The following is a 20,257-nucleotide window of genomic DNA, read 5'->3' as shown; positions in this document are numbered from 1 at the left end:
GCCTGTTCCTACGGATCCCGGAGCCCGCATGGTCGCCACGCTGTACCACTCCCCCAGCACCGCAGCGTTGGTGGTGCATTGGCTGCTGATCGAACTGGATATTCCGCACGCACTGCACCCGCTGGATTTCGAACGCGGCGAGCACAAATCGCCGCAGTATCTGGCGCTCAACCCCGCCGGCGTGGTGCCCACGCTGGTGCTCGATGGTCAAGTGCTCACGGAAGCCGCAGCCATCGTGCTGCAGCTGGCCGATCTGCATCCGCAGGCCGGGCTGGCCCCGGCAGTCGGCACGCCGGAGCGTGCGGCGTACTACAAGTGGATGTTCTTCTGCGCCAACACCCTGCAGCCGGCGTACCGCGCCTGGTTCTACCCGAGCGAGCCGGCCGGGGCCGGGCAGGCCGAGGCGGCGCAGATGCACGCCCGCCGCAAGCTCGAAGCGGCCTGGACCCAGGTCGATGCGCATCTGCAGGCCCACGGCCCATATCTGCTCGGCAAAACCGTGTCTGCGGCCGACTTCATGCTGACCATGCTGATGCGCTGGTCGCGCAACATGCCGCGGCCGACCGATACCTGGCCTGCGCTGCGGGCGCATGCAATGCGGATGAAGGCGCGCCCAGCGTTCCAGGAAACCTATCGCCGGGAGGGCCTGACGGACTGGACCTGAACCTGCGCCCGCGGACTGCGTCTTTTGATCGCAGACGCTCCATCCGGCCCGTTTGGTCGCGTCCGCCACATAGTACGATCGCGTCACCAACCACAGAGCAGGGGGCTCGTCCATGTCGCATTCCGCATCGCGTCGAAAATTGCTTCAGTGCGCCTGTTGCGCGCCGATCGCGGCCGCTGCCGCATCCCTGCCGTTCGCCTTGCGCGCGGCGCCGTCCAAGAAAACCGATTTGAATGCCGAGCAGGCGCTGCAGATTCTGCGTGACGGCAACAACGCGTTCGTCGAAAACCGCCCCAAGAAAGTGATCTCCGACAGCAAGCGCCGCCTGGAGCTTGCGCTGGGCCAGACCCCGTTCGTCATCCTGGTGTCGTGCTCGGATTCGCGCGTGCCGCCGGAGTTGCTGTTCGGCCGCGGCCTGGGCGAAATGTTCATCGTCCGCAACGCCGGCAATACTGTCGACACCACCGCGCTCGGTTCGATCGAATATGCGGTCAGCCAGCTCGGCGTGCCGCTGGTGGTGGTGATGGGCCACGAAAGCTGCGGTGCGGTGGCGGCGGCAGTGTCGGTCGTGGAGAACAACACGTTCTTCCCGGGCGCAATCGGCTCGATGATCGAGCCGATCGTTCCGGCGGTGCTGACCGCCAAGGCCAAGGGCGGTACCGACCTGCTGGCCGACTCGGTCAAGGCCAACGTCAAACGTACCGTCGATCGCTTGCGCGCGGCATCGGAGCCTGCGTTGCTCGAACCATTGCGTGCCGGCAACGTGCGCGTGGTCGGTGCGTACTACACCTTGCAGGACGGCAAGGTGGACTTTTTCGACGTCTGAGTCGATTGCAAGAAAGCCGCGGCAACAGCGGTGTTGCCGCAGCTGTGGGGAGTCCCAAGTGTCTTGCAGACAGGGTTTAAAAGAACAAGAAAGCCGGCATGCACGCATGCCGGCTTTTTGATTGGATTGACTCAGTGCGGCGTGTCGATTAACTCCGGCGCATGATGCGCCGGGACCACGGCGTACGCGAATTCAGCTGACATCAGCGCCGGTCGTGGGTTGCCGCAACTAGGCGCCGCGCCGACAGCGGCTCACAAAACGTAGTGGAGTCGCCAGCCACGAGGATGGCGCACAGGAATGGCAGTGTACGAGTCGTACATGCCATTCCGCGCACCGGCCGCATGCGGCCGGCGGTGAGCGCAGTGGTTTTGTGAGCTGCGCTTAGAACCACTCCAGCAACGACACGCCCACACCGATGTAGGTTGCCTTGTGGTTGTAGTCGATCATGCTTTCGCCGTAGCCATCGAATACCTGCACATGGCCGCGCAACAGGTTGGTGATGGGGAAGCCGTAGTCCAGCTGCACCGAACCGTGCGAGCGGTCGCCGCCACGCAGCGAATGTCGTGCGATCAGCGCGAATTCGTGACCATCCTTGTTGTACACCAGCGTCGCATCGCCGCGGCCCATGTAATCCTCGATATCAGGATTGTTGTCGTCGGCGCGGTCTTCCTTGATACGGAACCACGGGCGCAGTGTCAGCGCCCAGTTCTCCCGATCCAGTCCGAAGTTCAGGATCACCCGATTCCACGAGCGCGACAGCGGGTCGGCGCGCCCGTTGGACATGTGATTGAGGCTGATGCCGCTCATGCGGCCCTTCCAGCCGAAGATGCTGTAGTTGTTGCGAAAGACCAGCATCGCTTCGGGCTCGTAATTGGTCTCGCGGAACGGGCGCGACGCATCGGCGTTATAGGCCTGCCAGCGCGAGCTCTGGGTGTAGCCCATCCAGATATCGCCGTTGTCGCCGAACAGGTCTTCCACCACCTTGGTCTTGAAGCTGAGCTGGAACTTGAGCTCGGTGCTATCCAGCTGCTGCGGCGTGTTGACCGAGTTGGCCGGATTGGGCGACTGCGGGGTGCGGTTGGTGTCGCTGGTCCAGAATGCCGGCAACAGGTACACCGGCTTGTAACCGCGCAGCTGGAAGGTGCCCAGCTTGGAGTCCTTGGCCAGTTCCCAGCGTCGGTCCAGCAAGGAGCCACGGCCGGCATTGGCCACGGCTTCTTCTTTCGGCTGGTCCTGGCCGTCGGCGCGGAAGAAATCGCCGACCCGGCTGATGGTGCGCGTATCGTCGGGCTTGGTCTCCTTTTGCTTGGCCAATTGCGCGGCGGCATCTGCCTCCGCAGTTTGCTGCGGCGTGTAGCCCAGTGCCTTGTCGTAGCAGGCCAGGCGAGCGGCATCGGACGTCACCGAGGTGCAGGCTTGCGGCGAGGCCGGCTGCGGTGCGATTTCCTGCGCATGGGCCAATGGCGCGGCGGCCAGTGCGATCAGCATCAGGGGGCGGGTGTGGTGCTTGGACATGGGCAGTCTGGCCGAGGGAAAGGCGCCAGGCAGGCGCAGAGATGCGCAGCTTAACGGTCGCGTCTGCATACGCCGTGTGTACACGGCGACATAACATTCGATCGAATTCGGTCGCTCAGTCTGTGCCTGCGACGTGTTGCCGTGGAGCGGGTATGCGCATGGAATGTGGCTGCGACGCGTCAGCGGAGTGAGCGCATGTGGCTGTTACGCGCGTCCTGGACTAGGAGCGCGTCACCGCCGTGGAGCCGTTCCAGAGCCCTAGAAAAACCAGCCGATAGCGAACACGCCCAGCATGCACAGGCCAAGCGCCAGTTTGGTGGCGGTGCCGAGCATGATGCCCACCCAGGTCCCGAGACCGACCTTGGTGGCCTGGCCGGACTTGCGTGTCTGGTAATACTCGCCAAGCCAGGCGCCAGTGAACGGACCGACGAACAGCCCGATCGGCATGAAGAAAATGCCTGCAATGCCCCCGATGACCGAACCCCACAACGCCAGTTTGCTGGCACCTACCCGCTGCGCCCCGTACAGCGTGGCCAGGAAGTCCACCAGGTACGACAGCGCGGTGATCAACCCCAGCACGACCAGCGTCACCCAGCCGATGTGGGTGAAATGGTCGGCCCAGGCGGCGACCAGCAGGCCGGCGAACACAAGGGGCAGGCCCGGCAGGGCCGGCAGGATGACCCCAGCCAGGCCGATCAGCACCAGCGCTGTGGCCAAGACGTAGTAAACGACGGCAGTGTCCATGATGGTTACGCAGGTCCTAATTCAGGCTTGACAAAAAGGCGCAAGAGGTGCTTGAAAATTCATTTTGTGCGGGTTAAGTTGCAGCCGCTGCTGTTTGCAAAGGTCACCGTGAATCGTGGCCTGATGCGGTAGATCGCCTGATCCGCTACATCCTTGTACCTCGCTTCCTCCTTGCAATCACAGCCACCACCGCTAGTCCATCACAGTGTCGTAGGGAGTCAGTCGAGATGTCCAACATCGAACGCGAAAATGGTGTCGTGAAGTGGTTCAACGATGCCAAGGGCTTTGGATTCATCAGCCGCGAAAATGGCGAAGACGTCTTCGTGCATTTCCGCGCGATCCAGATCCAGGGCTTCAAGAGTCTCAAGGAAGGTCAGAAGGTCAGCTTCACGGTCGTGCAAGGCCAGAAGGGCTTGCAGGCCGATGCAGTGCAGGTGGTCTGAGCCGGTTGCGCGGAGCGCATCAGCCACGCAACAAAAAGGCCCGTCACCGGGCCTTTTTGTTGTCTGCAACCGTGTTGTCCGCGGCCCTTGCCAACTGGCGACGCATTGGCGCTGCGTCTGTGCCGCCGAGCCGATGGATCAGCGCAACACGACCTTGCCGTTGACCACGCGCACGTACGCATTCTCGCGCACGCCAGCCAGGTCGCGCTGGTTGACCACGATCACGCGGCCGTCGTCCATGCGCACCTGCACGTCGAAGCTGGAACTGGTGACATTGTTCTGGATGGCGTTACCTGCCAGCGCGCCGGCAGCGGCACCGGCGACGGCCGAAACATTCTTGTTGCCCGTGCTGCCGCCGGTTTCCTTGGAAATCTGGCGGCCGGCCACCGCGCCCACGATGCCGCCCAGCACGGCGCCAGTGCCGGTCGGCGCGGTGCGGGTCGGGCCGACTTCGTCGATCCGGGTGACGATGCCGCAATCCACGCAACGCTGCGTCTGCGAGTAGCCCTGGTCATAACCGCGGTCGCCGCGATAGCTGCCGTACTGGGGCTGTGAGGTGGCGCAGCCAACCAGGGTCGCGGTTGCAGCCAGGCCAATGACGAGCAGTCGGGTTTTCATGAGATCTCTCCGGGGTGGTTCGAAAAGGCGGCCGGGGCCGCGGCGACGCCATCCTGTGATGGTCCAGGTGAACGGCCTGCCAACTGCGACACTGCAGGCTTAACGAAACCCGAGCGTCGTATTCATCCAACCTCAGCGAAAGTCGCGATGGCAGGCCTCGCAGGCATCGGAGATGCGGGTGTGGAGTTGGCCCAGCTGACTGCAATCGGTCAGCGTTACGCCCTGGGCCTGATCCAGCGCGGCACGCAATGCCTGTGCGTGCTCGCCGAAGCGGCGGTCCTCGCCAATTGCAGGGAAGGCCGGCTCGACTTCGTCGGCCAGCAGGCGCAACGATTGCAGCCGTCGCTGTTGCTGCGCCGGCGCGCAGGCGACGCCTTCGCCCGGTCGCAATGCGCGTAATTGGTAGGCCATGATCTGCATCAGGCTGTCGGGCACCGGGTCGCGTCGCGCCTGTAGTGCGTTGGCCACCATGACCGTGGCGACCAGGCCGATCAGCAGGCCCAGCACCAGCATGAAGGCGTAGCGGGCCGCGCGGGATTGGGTGGGAGGCGGGGCGTGCATGAGGTGGCTCCTGGGACGCAACGTTCGTTGCGGCAGCGTGGGCGCGCCCTGGACGGGGCGCGTAAAATAGGCCGATGAAAGCACAATGGCGTGAACGCTTTGCCGGTATCGACCGGCTGTATGGGGTCGGCACCGTCGAGCGCCTGTCGGCGTGCCGCGTGGCGGTGGTCGGCATGGGTGGGGTGGGCTCGTGGGTGGTCGAGGCGCTGGCCCGCACCGGGGTGGGGCACATTCGCCTGATCGATGCCGATGACGTGTGCGTGTCCAACACCAACCGGCAGTTGCCGGCGCTGGCTGGTCAGTACGGTCGCAGCAAGGCCCGCGCGATGGCCGAACGCTGCGTGGCGATCAACCCGGACATCGAAGCCGACGCGGTCGAGGCTTTCCTGACCTCGGGCAATATCGAGACCTTGCTGGGTGAGGAATTCGACCTGGTGATCGATGCCTGCGACAGCTTTCGGGTCAAGGTGGAAACCATCGCCTGGTGCCGTCGGCGCAAGTTGCCGCTGCTGACCGTGGGCGCGGCGGGCGGGCGCACCGACCCAACGCTGGTGCGCGTGCGCGATGTCTCGCGCACCGAGCACGATGCGATGCTGGCGCTGATCCGCAAGAAGCTGCGCAGCGAATTCAATTTTCCCAAGAACCCGCAGCGCTACTTTGGCGTGCCCGCGGTGTATTCGCTGGAAAACGTCAAATACCCGCAGGCCGATGGCAGCGTTTGCGGCATCCGCCCGCAGCTCGATGCCGATGCCACGCTCAAGCTGGATTGCGGGGCAGGGCTGGGCGCGGCCACGCATATCACCGGCACCTTTGCATTCGTGGCAGTGGGCAAGGCGCTGGAGATGTTGCTCAAGCCCAAGCCTAAGGCCGCGGCGCCGGCAGCCGAGGCGGTTGCGGCGTCGTGATGTTGCCTGCGCGCTGTCGTGCTGACCGGGCGCTCGCGCTGATGCGTACGCTGCGCTCAGCGCCGTAGGCCGAACAGGTTGCGTGCGTTGGCCGACGTGAGCGCGGCAATGTGCGCAGGGTCTTGCCCGCGGAGCTGGGCGATGCAGTCCAATACCGTGCGCAGATACGCCGGCTCGTTGCGTTGGCCGCGGTTGCCGGCGTCAGGCTGATCCGGCGCGTCGGTTTCCAGCAGCAGGTGCTGCAGCGGCATGCTGGCGACCAGCCTTCGCAAGCGATTGGCACGCGGGTAGGTCACCGGGCCGCCCAGGCCGATCATGAAATCCAGTTTCCACAACTGCTGCGCCTGCTCGGGGCTGCCGGCAAAGCTGTGCACTACGCCGCGCAGGCCACCTATCGCCTTGATACGGGCGATGACCTCTTCGGTGGCGCGGCGGGCATGCACGATCAGCGGCAGGTCGAAGCGCTTGGCCAACTGCAACTGAGCATCGAAATAGGCGCGCTGCGCCTGCGCATCCAATCCGTCGACGAAAAAGTCCAGGCCGCATTCGCCGATCGCGCAGGGCCGCTCGCGTTCGATCCACTCGGCCAGCAGCTCCAGGTGTTCGGGGCGGTGCTGGTCCAGAAACAGTGGGTGCAGGCCATAAGCGGGGTAGAGACCAGGTGCCTGATCGCAGACCGCACGCAGGCCCGGCCAGCTGGCAGCAGTGATCGCCGGTACCACTTGCTGCATGACGCCCGCAGCGCGCGCGCGCGCGATCACCGCCGCGCGGTCGTGGTCGAATTCGCCTGCATCCAGATGGCAATGGCTGTCGATCAACTGCATCAGTCGCGGCGCGCCGGTGCCGGCATCGGCGCCTTGCGGGTTTTCCAGTTGGCCAGCAGCAGCGTGGTCAGGCCGAACAGCACTTCGTCCAGGAACGGGATCGGGTCCGGCATCACCACGTCGATCAGAAACAGCGCCGCAGCCAACTTGAACAAGGTGGGATAGCGCAGCGTGCTGGCCCAGTCCAGCGCGCGTGCGGTCAAGGGATTTCGCATGCGAATGCTCCGGCTGTTAGAGATGCATGAAGTAACCGCTAGCTGAACTTAACCGTCGTGTTCATGAGCGAGCGCCTTTTCGTTCAGGGTTCCCATGCTGGAATCACGGCCGTCAACAACGCGGTGCGTCCGCAGGGAGCTGGTAATGAAGAGCAATACGACAACTATACTGGTCGCTGCTGGTGCCTTGCTGGTCGGAGGCGTCGCCACTGCCGCCTTCATGAATAACCGCCCATCGTCCGGCGATTTTGTCGCCAACGGCCAGCCGGCGCCGCGCGGCCTGGAATATGCCGATGTGGTCAAGGTTGCTCCCATCACCCAGCGCGAGCCGCAATACGCGCAGGTGATCAACAGCAACGCCATCCGCGAAACCACCACCAGTACCTCGCCACGTGAGGTGTGCCGCGATGTCGTGGTGCAGGAGCGTCTGCCCGAGCGCGACGGTAACGTCGGCGGCACCGTGGCCGGTGCGGTCATCGGCGGCCTGATCGGCAACCAGGTCGGTGGCGGCAACGGCCGCAAGCTGGCGACTGCCGCAGGCGCGGTGGGCGGCGGCTTCATCGGTAACCGCATCGACCGCAACCACGTCGGTGGCCGGGTCGTCGATCGCACCGAGCGTCAATGCCATACTGAAAATGCCAACTCGCAGTCCTCGCGCGTGGTGGGCTACGACGTGACCTATCGCAATGCCGACGGCACCACCGGCACCATGCGCATGGACAGCAAGCCGGGCGAACGCATCTCGCTGGGCGACGCCGACAACGTGGTGGCCTATGACGTCACCTACCGCTACGACGGATTTGAAAAGACCGTGCGCATGAACGATAAGCCCACCAGCGACCGGCTGCCGGTGGTCGATGGCCAACTGGTGACCCAGATGGCATCGACGGCGGGCGATTCCAACGTGCGCCAGGACGGCTTGAGCACCCGGCAGTAACGTGTAAGCCGCCGCGCCGCGCAGTCAGCGCAGCAGTGAGAAAAGAGCCGGCAATGCCGGCTCTTTTCGTTTGCGCCATTGCCGCACGGGTGCACTGCCATGTTCGGCCGGCAACTGGCAGATAATCGAGCTTTCAGCTTGCGATGGAAGCCAACATGCCGGTGCGCCCCGATGACCTGTTCGATGTACGCGCGCTGCTCACCGACGAAGAGCGGGCGGTGCAGGACGCTGTCGCGCGCTTTACCGATACGCGGGTGGTGCCGGCCATCGGCGATGCCTTCGATGCCGGACGCTTTCCGCGCGAGTGGATCCCGGAACTGGCGGAACTGGGGTTGCTGGGTGCCAGCCTGCCGCCGCGCGACGGCGGTGCAGGCCTGGGCGCGGTGTGCTACGGACTGATCTGCCAGGAACTGGAGCGCGGCGATAGCGGCCTGCGCAGCTTCGTCAGCGTGCAATCGTCGTTGTGCATGTACCCCATCCACGCCTACGGCAGCGACGAACAGCGGCAGCGCTGGCTGCCGGAAATGGCCGCCGGCCGGGTCATCGGTTGTTTCGGCCTCAGTGAGGCGCAGGGCGGGTCGGACCCAGCTGCGATGACCACCCGCGCGGTGCGCGAGGGCGATGGCTGGCGCTTGAATGGCGCCAAGCTGTGGATCACCAACGGCAGCATCGCGGGGCTGGCAATCATCTGGGCGCATACCGACGATGGCGTGCGCGGCTTTCTGGTCAAGACCGACAGCGCCGGCTTCAGCGCGCACGACATCAGCCACAAGATGAGCCTGCGTGCGTCGGTCACCTCGGGCCTGTTCCTGGACAATGTGTTCGTGCCCGAGCAGATGCGGTTGCCGCGGGCGGCCGGTTTGAAGGCGCCACTGAGTTGCCTCAACCAGGCACGCTACGGCATTGCCTGGGGCGCGATCGGGGCGGCGATGGCCTGCCTGCGCGAGGCGCTGGCCTATGCCGGCGAGCGCATCCTGTTCGGCCGGCCGCTGGCCGCCACGCAAAGCGCGCAGATCAAACTGGCCGACATGGCGCGGCGGATTGCCACCGCCCAGCTGCTCGCCTTGCAGCTCGGGCGCTTGAAGGACGCCGGGACGCTGCAGCCGGAGCAGATCTCGCTGGCAAAATGGAATAATTGCCGCATGGCGCTGGATGTGGCGCGCGAATGCCGCGACCTGCTGGGCGCGGCCGGCATCACCACCGAGCATGTGGCGATCCGGCATGCGCTGAACCTGGAATCGGTGATCACCTACGAAGGCACCGAAACCGTGCATCAACTGGTGGTGGGCCGTGCGCTGACAGGACTCAATGCGTTTTGACGAGGAGTGGGGCTTGATCAGCAGGGATGTGATGCGACGCCTGTGCGGCGTCTTCTGCACGATGTGGTTGTTGGCCGGCGCCGGGATCGTGCCAGCACGGGCCAATGAGGCGCCACGTATGGCGCCCACGCCGGGCTGGGTGGTGGCCGACGCCGTTCCCGATAGCGTGCCTGGCGCTGCCGGGCTGCGCTATGAACTGGTGTCCGACCAGATCAATCTGACCGGCCGCGTGCCGCAGGCTTACCGCCGGCTCAGCTACACCGTGCAACGGGCCAAAAGCCTGGAGGAAGCCGGGCAGATTTCCATCGACTACCAGCCGCAGTACCAGCAGCTGGAACTCAACAGCCTGGAGGTCTGGCGCGCCGGCAAGCGTATCGATATGCGCACGCAGGCGCACTACGCCAGATTGCGGCGCGAAAGCGGGCTGGAGAACGGCCTGATCGATGGTGCGCTGACGCTGTCGATCACCTTGCCGGATCTGCGCGTGGGCGATCGCGTTGACTATGGCGTGACCATCAGTGGCAGCAATCCGGTGTTCGGCAAAGGCTATTACGACGTGTTCGAAGCGCGCTACGGCGTGCCGCTGGGCGAGCGCCGGGTACGTGTGCGCTATCGGGCCGACATGCCGCTGCAGTGGCGCATCAGCGCGCCGGGGTTTGGCCGGAACGTGCGCACGCTCGATGGGGTGACGCAACTGGATATCGGGGCCAGCAACATCGCCGCAGTGCAGGAAGAAAAAGACGCGCCCGACGATGTGGACCCATATGGCGTGATCGAAGTGTCCACCGCCGGCAGTTGGGGTGCGGTGGCGGCCTGGGCGGCGCAGCTGTATCCGCGTGCATTCAACCAGACGCAGGTGGCCGCCAAGATGGCGCAGAGCCTGGGGTTGCGCAGCGACGACCCGCAGGGCGCGTTGTTGCGCGCCGTGGCGTTTGTGCAGGGCGAGATCCGTTACGTCGGCCTGGACATGGGCGAAAACTCGCACGCCCCGCACGCGCCCGAAGTAACGCTGCGCAACCGCTACGGCGACTGCAAAGACAAGGCGACGCTGCTGATCGCACTATTGCAGCTGGCCGGCATCCGCGCCGAGCCGGTGCTGGTCAACAGCGACAAGGGGCATGGGCTGGAGAAGCGGTTGCCCAGTCCGTACGCCTTCGATCATGTGGTGGTGCGTGCGCATCTGCCGCAGGGCGAGGTGTGGGTGGATGCCACGCGCGATCGCGAAGAGGGCCCGTTGGCACAGCGGCGGCCACTGCCGTTCGTGCGCGGATTGCCCGTGATTGCAGGGCAGGACACATTGGTTGAAGTGCCTGCGCCGATGCCCGCGTTGCCGCAGATCGAAGTGAACGAAGAAATCTCCATTTCGCTGCGCAAGCCGCAGCGCTGGGCAAGCTTCACGGTGGACACCATCTATCGCCAGGGCCGCGGCGAGCGTGTCGCCGGTAGCTTCGACGACGATGGTGCGCAGACGGTGGGCGAGCACTATCTGGAATTCATGCAGCAGTACTACACCGCGCTGACCCAGGTGAGCGTGCCAAGCGCATCGACGCTGCCGACCCGCTGAATGTGCGCACGCACGAGGCCTACCGGCTGGAGTGGCCAGCGAAGGAGGGCGATGAGCTGGGTTTCCCGTTGTTCCAGCTTGGCGAATGGATGGATGCGTTACCGAAAGAGGCGCGCAAGAGCCCGCTGGCACTGGGCGGACCGCGGCTGGCGCGGCAGACCGTGCGCGTGCACAGCGACCCGGCGACCCAGGTGGAGGCAGACACCCAAGTGGTCGCCAATCCGTGGTTCCGCTTTTCGCGCAGCATCGCGATGCGCGAGGGAAAGCTGGTCATCGTGGGCGAGTGGCAGCGCTTCACCGACCGTATTCCGGCCAACGGCGTGACGCGCGCGGCTGCCGACATGGAACGCGCGCGCGACCTGCTGTACTTCAATCACGATCTCAGGCCGCAGCGGCGCACGCAGCCTCCCGATTGGCGCGCGCTCGGCTACCCGCTGGCCGGCTTGGTGGCCCTGGTGTCGTTGCTGGTGGCGTGCTTTTTCTGGTGGCGCGGCGGTGGCCTGGGCGGAATCATGTTCGATCCACATGCCACCGTGGCCCGGATGCCGCAGCATGCGCGGTTGCGCTGGAGCGCCTGGGCGGTGTTTGCGGCGACCACGCTGCTGTCGGCATGGGTGTGGCTGCACGCGCTGCCGCTATGGGCCAAGGCCGGTGGGGTCATTGTCGTGGTTGCAATCGCCTTGCTGGGATGCGTGCTGCTCAAGCAGATCCTGCGGTGGATGGGCAGCGGCGCCCAGCTTGGGCAGGTGTTGCCGGCGATGGCCGGCTGCGCCTTGCCGTGGTTGGTATGCCTGCTGGCGGCCGTGGTCGCGCTCAAGGGCCAGGTTGCATTGCTGCGCACCGGCGCGACCGATCCGGCCGGCATGGCGCAACTGGCGACATGCATCTTGCTGCTGATGCTGGGGGCGCTGTGGTGGTCGGTCTGCTCGGTGCAGGCCGTTGCCGCCGCTGCCGGCTGTGCGCGCACGCGTGCGTTCGGCGCCTGGGCGCTGACGGTGGCGGCACTGGGCGTCCTGATCGCGGTGTTGAGTGTGCCGGTGGCGGTGGTGGCCTTGACCTGACGCAGGTCGGCGCGGCAGTGCACGCAACCCTGGCATCGGTGCGCCGCTGCTGCGTGCAGGGCTTTGCAAAGGCACGCGGGGCTGTGACACTGCCAGCCCCCTCGTTGCTGCCGCGGAGCCAGCCAGATGTCGAGCGTGCGTCCCCCGTTGACCGTCCATGGCATGTCCAGTTCCGGCAATTGCTACAAGGTGCGCCTGCTGCTGGAACAGTTGGGTAGCCGCTATCACTGGGTCGAGGTGGACAGCGTGGCCGGGCAGACCCGCACGCCCGAATATCTGGCCAAGAACCCCAACGGCAAGGTGCCGATGGTCGAGCGCGACGATGGCCGCGTGTTGACCGAATCCAACGCGATCCTGTTCTGGCTGGCCGAAGGCACGCCGTATCTGCCCACCGATGCGTGGCAGCGCGCGCAGGCATTGAGCTGGATGTTCTTCGAGCAATACAGCCATGAGCCATATGTGGCAGTGGCGCGGTTCATCAGCCTGTGGACGCCGCGCGATGCCGCACGCCGCGCCGAGTTGCCGCAGCTGCGCGCGCGGGGCGAGCAGGCGCTGGCGGTGATGGAGCAGCATCTGCAGCAGCACACCTGGTTCACCGGCAGCGACTACGGCATCGCCGATATCGCACTGTTTGCCTACACCCATTGCGCCGAAGACGGCGGTTTCGATCTGGAGCGCTTGCCCGCGATTGGTGCGTGGATACAACGCGTGCAGGGCTTACCGCGTTTCGTGCCGATGCCGGCAGCTGCATCGGTGGCGGCATGAGCTGTCTGCGCGATCTGCACGTGGCTGATGGCCATACCGCTGCGTGCCGGGCAGACGCTTGTCTCTGCTCTCTTGCATCGCCATCGTCATCGCCATTCGCCGTGCGCCTGCTTGCGCGGATCCAAGGCGTCACGCGTGCCTGCGCCGCCCGTTTACCCGTGGCCGGCCGGCAGGAGCGCTGACGATGTGCGGATTGGCAGGAATGTTGCTGGCCTCGCCGCGCCTGCATGGCGAACAGCTCGATGCGCTGGTGCGGCCGATGGGGGCCGCCTTGCGCCACCGCGGCCCCGACGATGCCGGCACCTGGTGCGATGCACAGGCCGGCGTAGCGCTGGCGCATCAGCGCTTGAGCATTCTGGACCTGTCGCCGCTCGGCCATCAGCCGATGCGCTCGGCAGACGGCCGCTACGTGCTGGCCTACAACGGCGAGGTCTATAACTTCGCGCAGTTGCGCGCAGCGCTGTCCGCGCTTGGGCATCGCTTCCGCGGCCACTCCGATACCGAAGTGCTGCTGGCGGCCGTGGTGGAGTGGGGCCTGGACGAGACGTTGACCCGCTGCAACGGCATGTTCGCCATTGCGTTGTGGGACGAGCGCGACAACTGCCTGTTCCTGGCCCGCGACCGCGTCGGCAAGAAGCCGCTGTACTACGGGTGGGCCGGCGACACCTTGGTGTTCGGTTCCGAACTCAAGGCCTTGTGGCAGCATCCGGATTTCGACAACGGCGTGGATCGCGATGCGCTCACGCTGCTGCTGCGGCTGGGCTATATCCCGGCGCCGGCCTGCATCCACGAGCACACCTTCAAGCTGATGCCCGGCCGCGTGCTGCGCATGGATGCACAAGCCGTTGCAGCCGGCGCGGCCGCGCATCGTCCCGATCAGGCGCAGCAACCGTTCTGGAACGCCCGCGAGGCGATGCAGCGCGCGCTGGCGACGCCGTTCACCGGTACCGACGCGCAGGCCGAAGAGCAGTTGGATAGCGTACTGCGCGATGCGGTGGCCTTGCGCATGGTGGCCGATGTGCCGGTGGGCGTGTTTCTCTCCGGCGGCACCGACTCGTCCATCGTCACTGCGATGATGCAGGCACAAAGCGCGCAGCCGGTGCACACCTTCAGCATCGGCTTCGAAGGTTCGCATCACGACGAAGCGCCGCTGGCGCGCGAAGTGGCCACGCATCTGCGCACCGACCACACCGAACTGTATGTCAGCGGCGCCGATGCGCTGGCAGTGGTGCCGGGCCTGCCGGACATGTTCGACGAACCCTTCGCCGATGCCTCGCAAGTGCCGACGGCGTTGGTCGCACGGCTGGCGCGCGGCGGGGTCACGGTGGCGCTGTCAGGCGATGGTGGCGACGAATTGTTCTTCGGCTATGGACGGTATCAGCGCGCACTGCGCAATTGGCGCATGCATGGCCTGGTGCCGGGCCCGCTGCGTCGCCTGATGGCGGTGGCAGCGCGTCGCAATGGCGAATCTTCGCGCACTGGCGGCCTGGCCGCGCTGGTGGCCGAGGCCGGTGCACGTGGCATCGGCGACATCTACCGCAACCGCATTTCGCGCTGGCGCGATCCGGCCGCGGTGGTGCTCGGTGCCACCGAGCCCGACAGTTTCTACAGCCTGGCCGACCCGCTGCATGGGTCCGGCACCCCGGCCGATGCGATGATGCTGGCCGATTTTGCCGCCTACCTGCCGGACGATCTGCTGTGCAAGGTGGACCGCACCACCATGGCGGTGGGGCTGGAAGCGCGCGCGCCGCTGCTGGACTGGCGCGTGGCCGAATTCGCGTGGTCGCTGCCGCTGTCGCTGAAATATCGCGATGGAGTGAGCAAGTATCTGCTCAAGCGCGTGCTGTGCCGCTACCTGCCGGACGCAATGGTGTACCGCGGCAAGCGCGGCTTCGGCGCCCCGGTCAGCGCATGGCTGCGTGGCGACCTGCACGGCTGGGCGGACGATCTGCTGGCGCACGGCGCCCTGCAGCGCGAAGGCGTGTTCGCCGCCGACAGCGTGGCCCGCCTGTGGCGCGACTTCAACGGTGGCGAGCGCAAATGGCATACGCATCTATGGACGGTGCTGATGTTCCAGGCATGGCAGGCACACTGGCGCGAACAGCGTGCGGCCGTGGTGCGCTGACACCTGTAGGTTGTGGTCTGCACACGGGCCGGCGTGGGCGAAATCCCCTCTGGACGGTGCCGCGCTCGCGTGCACGCACCGCCGCTTGCGCTACAGACGCCGGCGGCGTTTCACCGGCCCTGAGCATCCGGCTGGGTAGGGTGGGGCCCTGTTTCCACGGAGCATTCCCCATGAGCAAGCCCACCATTGCCGTGCTGGTCGGCAGCCTGCGCGCCGAGTCGTATAACCGCCAGCTGGCACGCGCGCTGGAGCACCTGGCCGGCGACAAGGCCGTGTTCGAGTACCTGGAGATCGGCGATATCCCGCTCTACAACCAGGACCGCGACGGCGATTATCCCGCCGAAGGCACGCGGCTGAAGCAGCAGATCCGCGCTGCCGATGCGGTGCTGTTTGTCACCCCCGAATACAACCGCTCCATTCCCGGCGTGCTCAAGAACGCCATCGACACCGGCTCGCGTCCCTACGGCGATAGCGCGTTTGCCGGCAAGCCGGCGGCGGTGGTGGGCATCTCGGTCGGCGCGATCGGTACTGCCACCGCGCAGCAGCATTTGCGTAACGTGCTGGCGTATCTGGATATGCAGGTGCTCGGCCAGCCGGAAGTGTTCCTGCAATACAAGGACGGCCTGTTCGGGCCCGACGACCAGATCGCCAACGCCGACAGCCGCAAGTTCCTGCAGGGCTTCATCGACCAGTTCCTGGGCCTGATCGGGCACCTCAAGCGCTGAGTTGACCACAGCGGCGCCGCACGTCAATGCGGCGCCCCGTTGGGCCCTGGGCGAGGGCGGAAACCCAAGCGGCGCAAGGGTCTCGGCATCTGCGACGGCCGGCGCGTAGCACGTGGATGCACCGGCTATACACCAGTTATCCACAGAGTTGTGCATGGTCGCCGGCCGCGCCGATGACTATGCTTCCTGCCCTCGTCTCCCTGCGTCAGGTTTGTTTGTCCATGTCCGCTCGTCCTGGTTTCCGTTCCAAGCGCAGTCGCGATCGCGACGACGACGATTACGATCGTCCCGAGCCGCGTCTGGACCAGTTGCGGGTACCGCCGCATTCGGTCGAGGCCGAGCAGGCGGTGTTGGGTGGCCTGATGCTGGCGCCGGACGCGTTCGACCGCGTCAACGACCAGCTCACCGAAAACGACTTCTACCGGCGCGACCATCGGCTGATCTACCGCGCGATTCGCGAACTGAACGAGAAGGACCGCCCGTTCGATGCAGTGACCCTGGGCGAATGGTTCGAGTCGCAGGGCAAGCTGGAGCAGGTGGGCGATGGTGCGTACCTGATCGAGCTGGCCAGCACCACACCGTCGGCGGCCAACATCGCCGCGTATGCGGAAATCGTGCGCGACAAGGCAGTGCTGCGGCAGTTGATCGAAGTGGGCACCACCATCGTCAACGACGGCTTTCAGCCGGAAGGGCGCGACAGCGTCGAGTTGCTGTCCTCGGCCGAGAAGGCCGTGTTCAAGATCGCCGAGGCAGGCGCGCGTGGGCGCACCGACTTCGTGGCCATGCCCGGGGCATTGAAGGATGCCTTCGAAGAGCTGCGCAACCGCTTCGAAAACGGCGGCAACATCACTGGCCTGCCGACCGGCTACACCGATTTCGATGCGATGACCGCCGGCCTGCAGCCGACCGACCTGATCATCCTGGCGGCGCGTCCGGCGATGGGCAAGACCACCTTTGCGCTGAACATTGCCGAATACGCCGCGATCAAGTCCAAGAAGGGCGTGGCGGTGTTTTCGATGGAAATGTCGGCCTCGCAGTTGGCCATGCGCCTGATTTCCTCCAATGGCCGCATCAATGCGCAGCGCCTGCGTACCGGTGCGCTGGAAGACGAGGATTGGGCGCGCGTGACCGGCGCGATCAAGATGCTCAAGGAAACCAAGATCTTCATCGACGACACCCCGGGCGTGTCGCCGGAAGTGCTGCGTTCCAAGTGCCGCCGGCTCAAGCGCGAACACGACCTGGGCCTGATCGTCATCGACTACCTGCAGCTGATGTCGGTGCCGGGCAACAGCGAAAACCGCGCGACCGAAATTTCGGAAATCTCGCGCTCGCTGAAAGGCCTGGCCAAGGAGCTCAACGTGCCGGTGATTGCGTTGTCGCAGCTCAACCGCTCGTTGGAAACGCGCACCGACAAGCGCCCGGTGATGGCGGACTTGCGCGAGTCGGGCGCTATCGAGCAGGACGCGGACATGATCGTCTTCATCTACCGCGACGATTACTACAACAAGGAAAATTCGCCGGACAAGGGCCTGGCCGAAATCATCATCGGCAAGCACCGCGGCGGACCGACCGGCTCGTGCAAGCTGAAGTTCTTCGGCGAGTACACCCGCTTCGACAACCTGGCGCACGACTCGGTGGGCAGTTTCGAGTAAGCGCTGCCGGGGAACGGCCGGGTGGTCATCCACCGCCCGGCATCGCGCCATCGTTGCGCCCGCTGGCTTATGCTGCGCAGCCTCACCGTTTGCTGCCGAGCTCGTATGTCATACGCCATCGTCTGGTTCCGTCGCGATCTGCGTCTGGAAGACAACCCGGCCTTGCGCGCCGCACTCGATGCTGGGCATCACCCGATTCCGTTGTACATCGATGCGCCGCACGAAGAGGGCGAATGGACGCCTGGCGCCGCGTCGCGCACCTGGCGGCATCGCTCGCTTGCAGCGCTGGACGGTGCCCTGCGCGCGCTCGGCAGTGGGTTGGTCATTCGCTCCGGTGACAGCGCGCAGGTGCTCGATGAGGTGATCGCGCAGACCGGTGCGGTGGCGGTGTACTGGAACCGCAAATACGAGCCGGCCACGCAGCCGCGCGACGCGCAGATCAAGCGCGACCTGCGCGAGCGCGGCATCGAGGTGCAGAGCTGCAATGCCGCGCTGCTATTCGAACCATGGCAGTTGTCCACGCAGCAGGGCGGCCCCTACAAGGTGTTTACCCCGTTCTGGCGCAATGCGCTGACGCAGCTGCAATTGCCCGCCGCCATGGATGCGCCGCGTCGCCTGCCGCCGCTGCCTGCGAGCCTGAAGACCGATGCGCTCGACACGCTGCAGTTGGTGCCGGGCCTGCAGTGGGACCAGGGCTTCTGGGAGCACTGGCAGCCCGGCGAAGCCGGCGCGCACGAAATGCTGGAGATCTTTATCGACGGCGCGTTGTCGGGATATCGCGAAAACCGCGATCGCCCCGATCGCGTCGGTACCTCGCAACTGTCGCCGCATCTGCACTTCGGCGAGATTGCGCCGTGGCGGATTGCCAGTACCCTGGAGGCGCATCGCACTGCGCGCAATGGCGCGGAAATCGATGGCTATATCCGGCAGCTGGGCTGGCGCGACTTTGCGTATCACTTGCTGCATCACTTCCCGGACACCACCAACCAGAATCTCAACCCGCGCTTTGCAGGATTCGATTGGGCAACGGTCGATCCGGTTGCATTGCAGGCCTGGCAACGCGGCCGCACCGGCATTCCGATCGTCGATGCCGGCATGCGTCAGCTCTGGCATACCGGCTGGATGCACAACCGCGTGCGCATGATCGTCGCCAGTTTTTTGTGCAAGCATCTGCGTATCCACTGGATCGAAGGCGCGCGCTGGTTCTGGGACACGCTGGTCGATGCGGACCTGGCCAACAACACGCTGGGCTGGCAGTGGGTGGCCGGTACCGGCGCCGATGCGGCGCCCTATTTCCGCGTGTTCAATCCAGTGACGCAGGCAGAAAAATTCGACCCGCATGCGACCTACATCACGCGCTGGGTGCCCGAGCTGGGCAAGCTCGCGGTGAAGGAACGCTTCGCGCCATGGTTGCATCCATTGGCGCTGGCTCGCTTTGCACCGGAGTATCCGCGCAATCCGATCATCGGCTTGGCCGAGGGCCGCGATGCGGCGTTGGCGGCGTATGCGAAATCGCGCGCCTAGTCGCTGCTGATCGATGCGCGTGTGCCTGTTTCTGGACGGTGCACGCAACGCTGTCTGAGGAGCGAAACAGGGCATGGAATGCGCGCTGTGTACTGGCGTGCGCTGGCTGATGTGGCGGCGCACGTGTACGCGTCATCGCCGAAAACGTTTTCCTGAATGGCACACCCGTTACACGTGGGTTGCGGCAGTTTTCATCATGCGCCAGTCGCGTGGGCCTGTTTATCCTCGCGCACACGATTGAGCGCCGGATGGTCCGGCCATAGGAGAGCACCATGTCCCCAGCAGCCACCAAGAGTCTTGCCGTTGCATTGGCCAGCGCCATTGCGCTGTCCGCGTGCGCCACCGGCGGCTCGTATGTGCAGCGCGACCAATACGGCGAGCAGACGCAACAGCAGAATCGGACCGGCCGCAATGCGCTGATCGGTACCGCCATTGGTGTGGCTGCAGGCCTGCTCACCGGCGACAGCGCCACCGAGCGTCGTCAGCACGCAATGGTCGGCGCTGGCATCGGTGCACTGAGCGGCGCAGCAATCGGCCAGTACCAGGACCGCCAGGAGCGCGCGCTGCGTGAGCGCACCGCCAACACCGGTATCGAAGTACAACGCCAGGGCGACAACATCAGCCTGAACCTGCCCGATGGCATCACCTTCGACTTCGGCAAGTCGGCATTGAAGCCGCAGTTCTACACTGCGCTCAACGGCGTGGCCTCCACCTTGCGCGAGTACAACCAGACCATGGTGGAAGTGGTGGGGCATACCGATAGCGTCGGTAGCGATGCGGTGAATCAGCGCCTGTCCGAAGAGCGCGCCAGCGCGGTAGCGCAATACCTGACCGCACAAGGTGTGCAGCGCGAGCGCATGGAAACCATGGGCGCCGGCAAGCGTTATCCGATTGCCGACAACACCACCGATGCCGGCCGCGCCAAGAACCGTCGCGTCGAAATCCGCCTGATTCCGTTGCGTGCCGAAGGCGCGGCCAGCAACACCGGCATGCGTTGAGGGGATGCAGTGAATCGTGGCGGGTCGGATGACTCACCTGCGATGTGCTGATGTATGCAACACAGGCCGCGAAAGCGGCCTGTTTTTTTGCTGCATGGTGTGATCAAGACCAGCGAACCAATCGCTTGGGTCTAGAACGGCTGGTCTGCACGGCTTTGAGGTCTCGATCTTTCTCACGTCATCGGCGCGAATGTGTCGGCGTAACTGTGGAACTTCGAAGCGCGGATCTGAGCGTTGCTGCAGGGCCCTTGCTCGCTCACCATCGCGGGATA

The 20,257-nt window shown here is 65.3% G+C and carries 18 protein-coding genes and 1 pseudogene; 13 read left to right on the top strand and 6 right to left on the bottom strand.

The genetic code is table 11. The annotated features are described in order from the left end of the window. Positions 1-28: 28 nt before the first annotated feature. Together LN450_RS16015 and LN450_RS16010 are read left to right on the top strand one after the other, a co-directional pair. Entirely contained in the window at positions 29-664 is a 636-nt protein-coding gene (locus tag LN450_RS16015; protein WP_011346924.1) for a glutathione S-transferase family protein, read from the top strand. A 187-nt stretch (positions 665-851) separates the two neighbouring features. Next, positions 852-1,490: a carbonic anhydrase gene (locus LN450_RS16010; RefSeq protein WP_029819060.1), complete on the top strand. Its 639-nt coding sequence runs from the start codon at positions 852-854 to the stop codon at positions 1,488-1,490. Positions 1,491-1,871: 381 nt separating this feature from the next. Here LN450_RS16010 and LN450_RS16005 read toward each other — a convergent pair whose 3' ends face one another. Both LN450_RS16005 and LN450_RS16000 read right to left on the bottom strand, forming a co-directional pair. Beyond that, complete coding sequence (locus LN450_RS16005) at positions 1,872-3,005, bottom strand: phospholipase A (protein WP_039418084.1); 1,134 nt, start codon at positions 3,003-3,005, stop codon at positions 1,872-1,874. A gap of 258 nt (positions 3,006-3,263) precedes the next feature. Next, positions 3,264-3,749 (bottom strand): DUF456 domain-containing protein, encoded by a 486-nt coding sequence (locus LN450_RS16000; RefSeq protein ID WP_011346927.1) that lies wholly within the window; start codon positions 3,747-3,749, stop codon positions 3,264-3,266. 227 nt (positions 3,750-3,976) lie between these two features. Between LN450_RS16000 and LN450_RS15995 the strand changes: the two genes are divergently transcribed. Continuing rightward, entirely contained in the window at positions 3,977-4,192 is a 216-nt protein-coding gene (locus tag LN450_RS15995) for a cold-shock protein (protein ID WP_003483561.1), read from the top strand. 138 nt (positions 4,193-4,330) lie between these two features. On the opposite strand, the gene LN450_RS15990 is transcribed toward LN450_RS15995, so the two are convergent. Both LN450_RS15990 and LN450_RS15985 read right to left on the bottom strand, forming a co-directional pair. After that, positions 4,331-4,810 (bottom strand): glycine zipper 2TM domain-containing protein, encoded by a 480-nt coding sequence (locus tag LN450_RS15990; protein ID WP_007966687.1) that lies wholly within the window; start codon positions 4,808-4,810, stop codon positions 4,331-4,333. Between the two features lie 132 nt (positions 4,811-4,942). Then, the gene (locus tag LN450_RS15985) at positions 4,943-5,371 is read right to left on the bottom strand and encodes a cytochrome c (RefSeq protein ID WP_011346928.1); all 429 of its coding nucleotides are present in this window, start codon (positions 5,369-5,371) and stop codon (positions 4,943-4,945) included. A gap of 74 nt (positions 5,372-5,445) precedes the next feature. Here LN450_RS15985 and LN450_RS15980 point away from each other — a divergent pair, with 74 nt between their 5' ends. Then, positions 5,446-6,276, top strand: a complete 831-nt coding sequence (locus tag LN450_RS15980; protein ID WP_011346929.1) for a tRNA threonylcarbamoyladenosine dehydratase — start codon at positions 5,446-5,448, stop codon at positions 6,274-6,276. A 56-nt stretch (positions 6,277-6,332) separates the two neighbouring features. On the opposite strand, the gene LN450_RS15975 is transcribed toward LN450_RS15980, so the two are convergent. Then, entirely contained in the window at positions 6,333-7,100 is a 768-nt protein-coding gene (locus tag LN450_RS15975; protein WP_011346930.1) for a TatD family hydrolase, read from the bottom strand. Beyond that, complete coding sequence (locus LN450_RS15970; protein WP_011346931.1) at positions 7,100-7,315, bottom strand: DUF6116 family protein; 216 nt, start codon at positions 7,313-7,315, stop codon at positions 7,100-7,102. The genes LN450_RS15975 and LN450_RS15970 overlap by 1 nt, the downstream gene beginning before the upstream one ends. Before the next feature lie 145 nt (positions 7,316-7,460). Between LN450_RS15970 and LN450_RS15965 the strand changes: the two genes are divergently transcribed. From LN450_RS15965 to LN450_RS15925, 9 genes and pseudogenes are all read left to right on the top strand, one after another. Beyond that, complete coding sequence (locus LN450_RS15965) at positions 7,461-8,252, top strand: glycine zipper 2TM domain-containing protein (protein ID WP_011346932.1); 792 nt, start codon at positions 7,461-7,463, stop codon at positions 8,250-8,252. A 143-nt stretch (positions 8,253-8,395) separates the two neighbouring features. Continuing rightward, complete coding sequence (locus LN450_RS15960; protein WP_011346933.1) at positions 8,396-9,571, top strand: acyl-CoA dehydrogenase family protein; 1,176 nt, start codon at positions 8,396-8,398, stop codon at positions 9,569-9,571. Positions 9,572-9,632: 61 nt separating this feature from the next. Then, positions 9,633-12,196 (top strand): annotated as a pseudogene (locus LN450_RS15955) (DUF3857 domain-containing protein). Positions 12,197-12,322: 126 nt separating this feature from the next. After that, a complete protein-coding gene (locus LN450_RS15950; protein ID WP_011346936.1) occupies positions 12,323-12,961 on the top strand; it encodes a glutathione S-transferase family protein in 639 nt (212 codons plus the stop codon). A 184-nt stretch (positions 12,962-13,145) separates the two neighbouring features. Beyond that, a complete protein-coding gene (asnB, locus tag LN450_RS15945; RefSeq protein ID WP_011346937.1) occupies positions 13,146-15,086 on the top strand; it encodes an asparagine synthase (glutamine-hydrolyzing) in 1,941 nt (646 codons plus the stop codon). 170 nt (positions 15,087-15,256) lie between these two features. Then, on the top strand, positions 15,257-15,811 hold the full coding sequence (locus LN450_RS15940; RefSeq protein WP_011346938.1) for an NADPH-dependent FMN reductase: 555 nt from the start codon (positions 15,257-15,259) through the stop codon (positions 15,809-15,811). 221 nt (positions 15,812-16,032) lie between these two features. Further along, on the top strand, positions 16,033-17,463 hold the full coding sequence (locus LN450_RS15935; protein WP_003483586.1) for a replicative DNA helicase: 1,431 nt from the start codon (positions 16,033-16,035) through the stop codon (positions 17,461-17,463). Positions 17,464-17,568: 105 nt separating this feature from the next. Beyond that, positions 17,569-18,987: a cryptochrome/photolyase family protein gene (locus LN450_RS15930; protein WP_041855040.1), complete on the top strand. Its 1,419-nt coding sequence runs from the start codon at positions 17,569-17,571 to the stop codon at positions 18,985-18,987. A 272-nt stretch (positions 18,988-19,259) separates the two neighbouring features. After that, on the top strand, positions 19,260-19,985 hold the full coding sequence (locus tag LN450_RS15925) for a YiaD family glycine zipper/OmpA-like lipoprotein (protein WP_007966703.1): 726 nt from the start codon (positions 19,260-19,262) through the stop codon (positions 19,983-19,985). The last annotated feature ends 272 nt before the right edge of the window (positions 19,986-20,257 follow it).

It is taken from the genome of Xanthomonas euvesicatoria pv. euvesicatoria (assembly GCF_020880415.1).
In the GTDB taxonomy this organism is placed as follows: domain Bacteria; phylum Pseudomonadota; class Gammaproteobacteria; order Xanthomonadales; family Xanthomonadaceae; genus Xanthomonas; species Xanthomonas euvesicatoria.
Note: the sequence above shows the minus strand (reverse complement) of the source record. Positions and strands in the feature narration are given on the sequence as shown.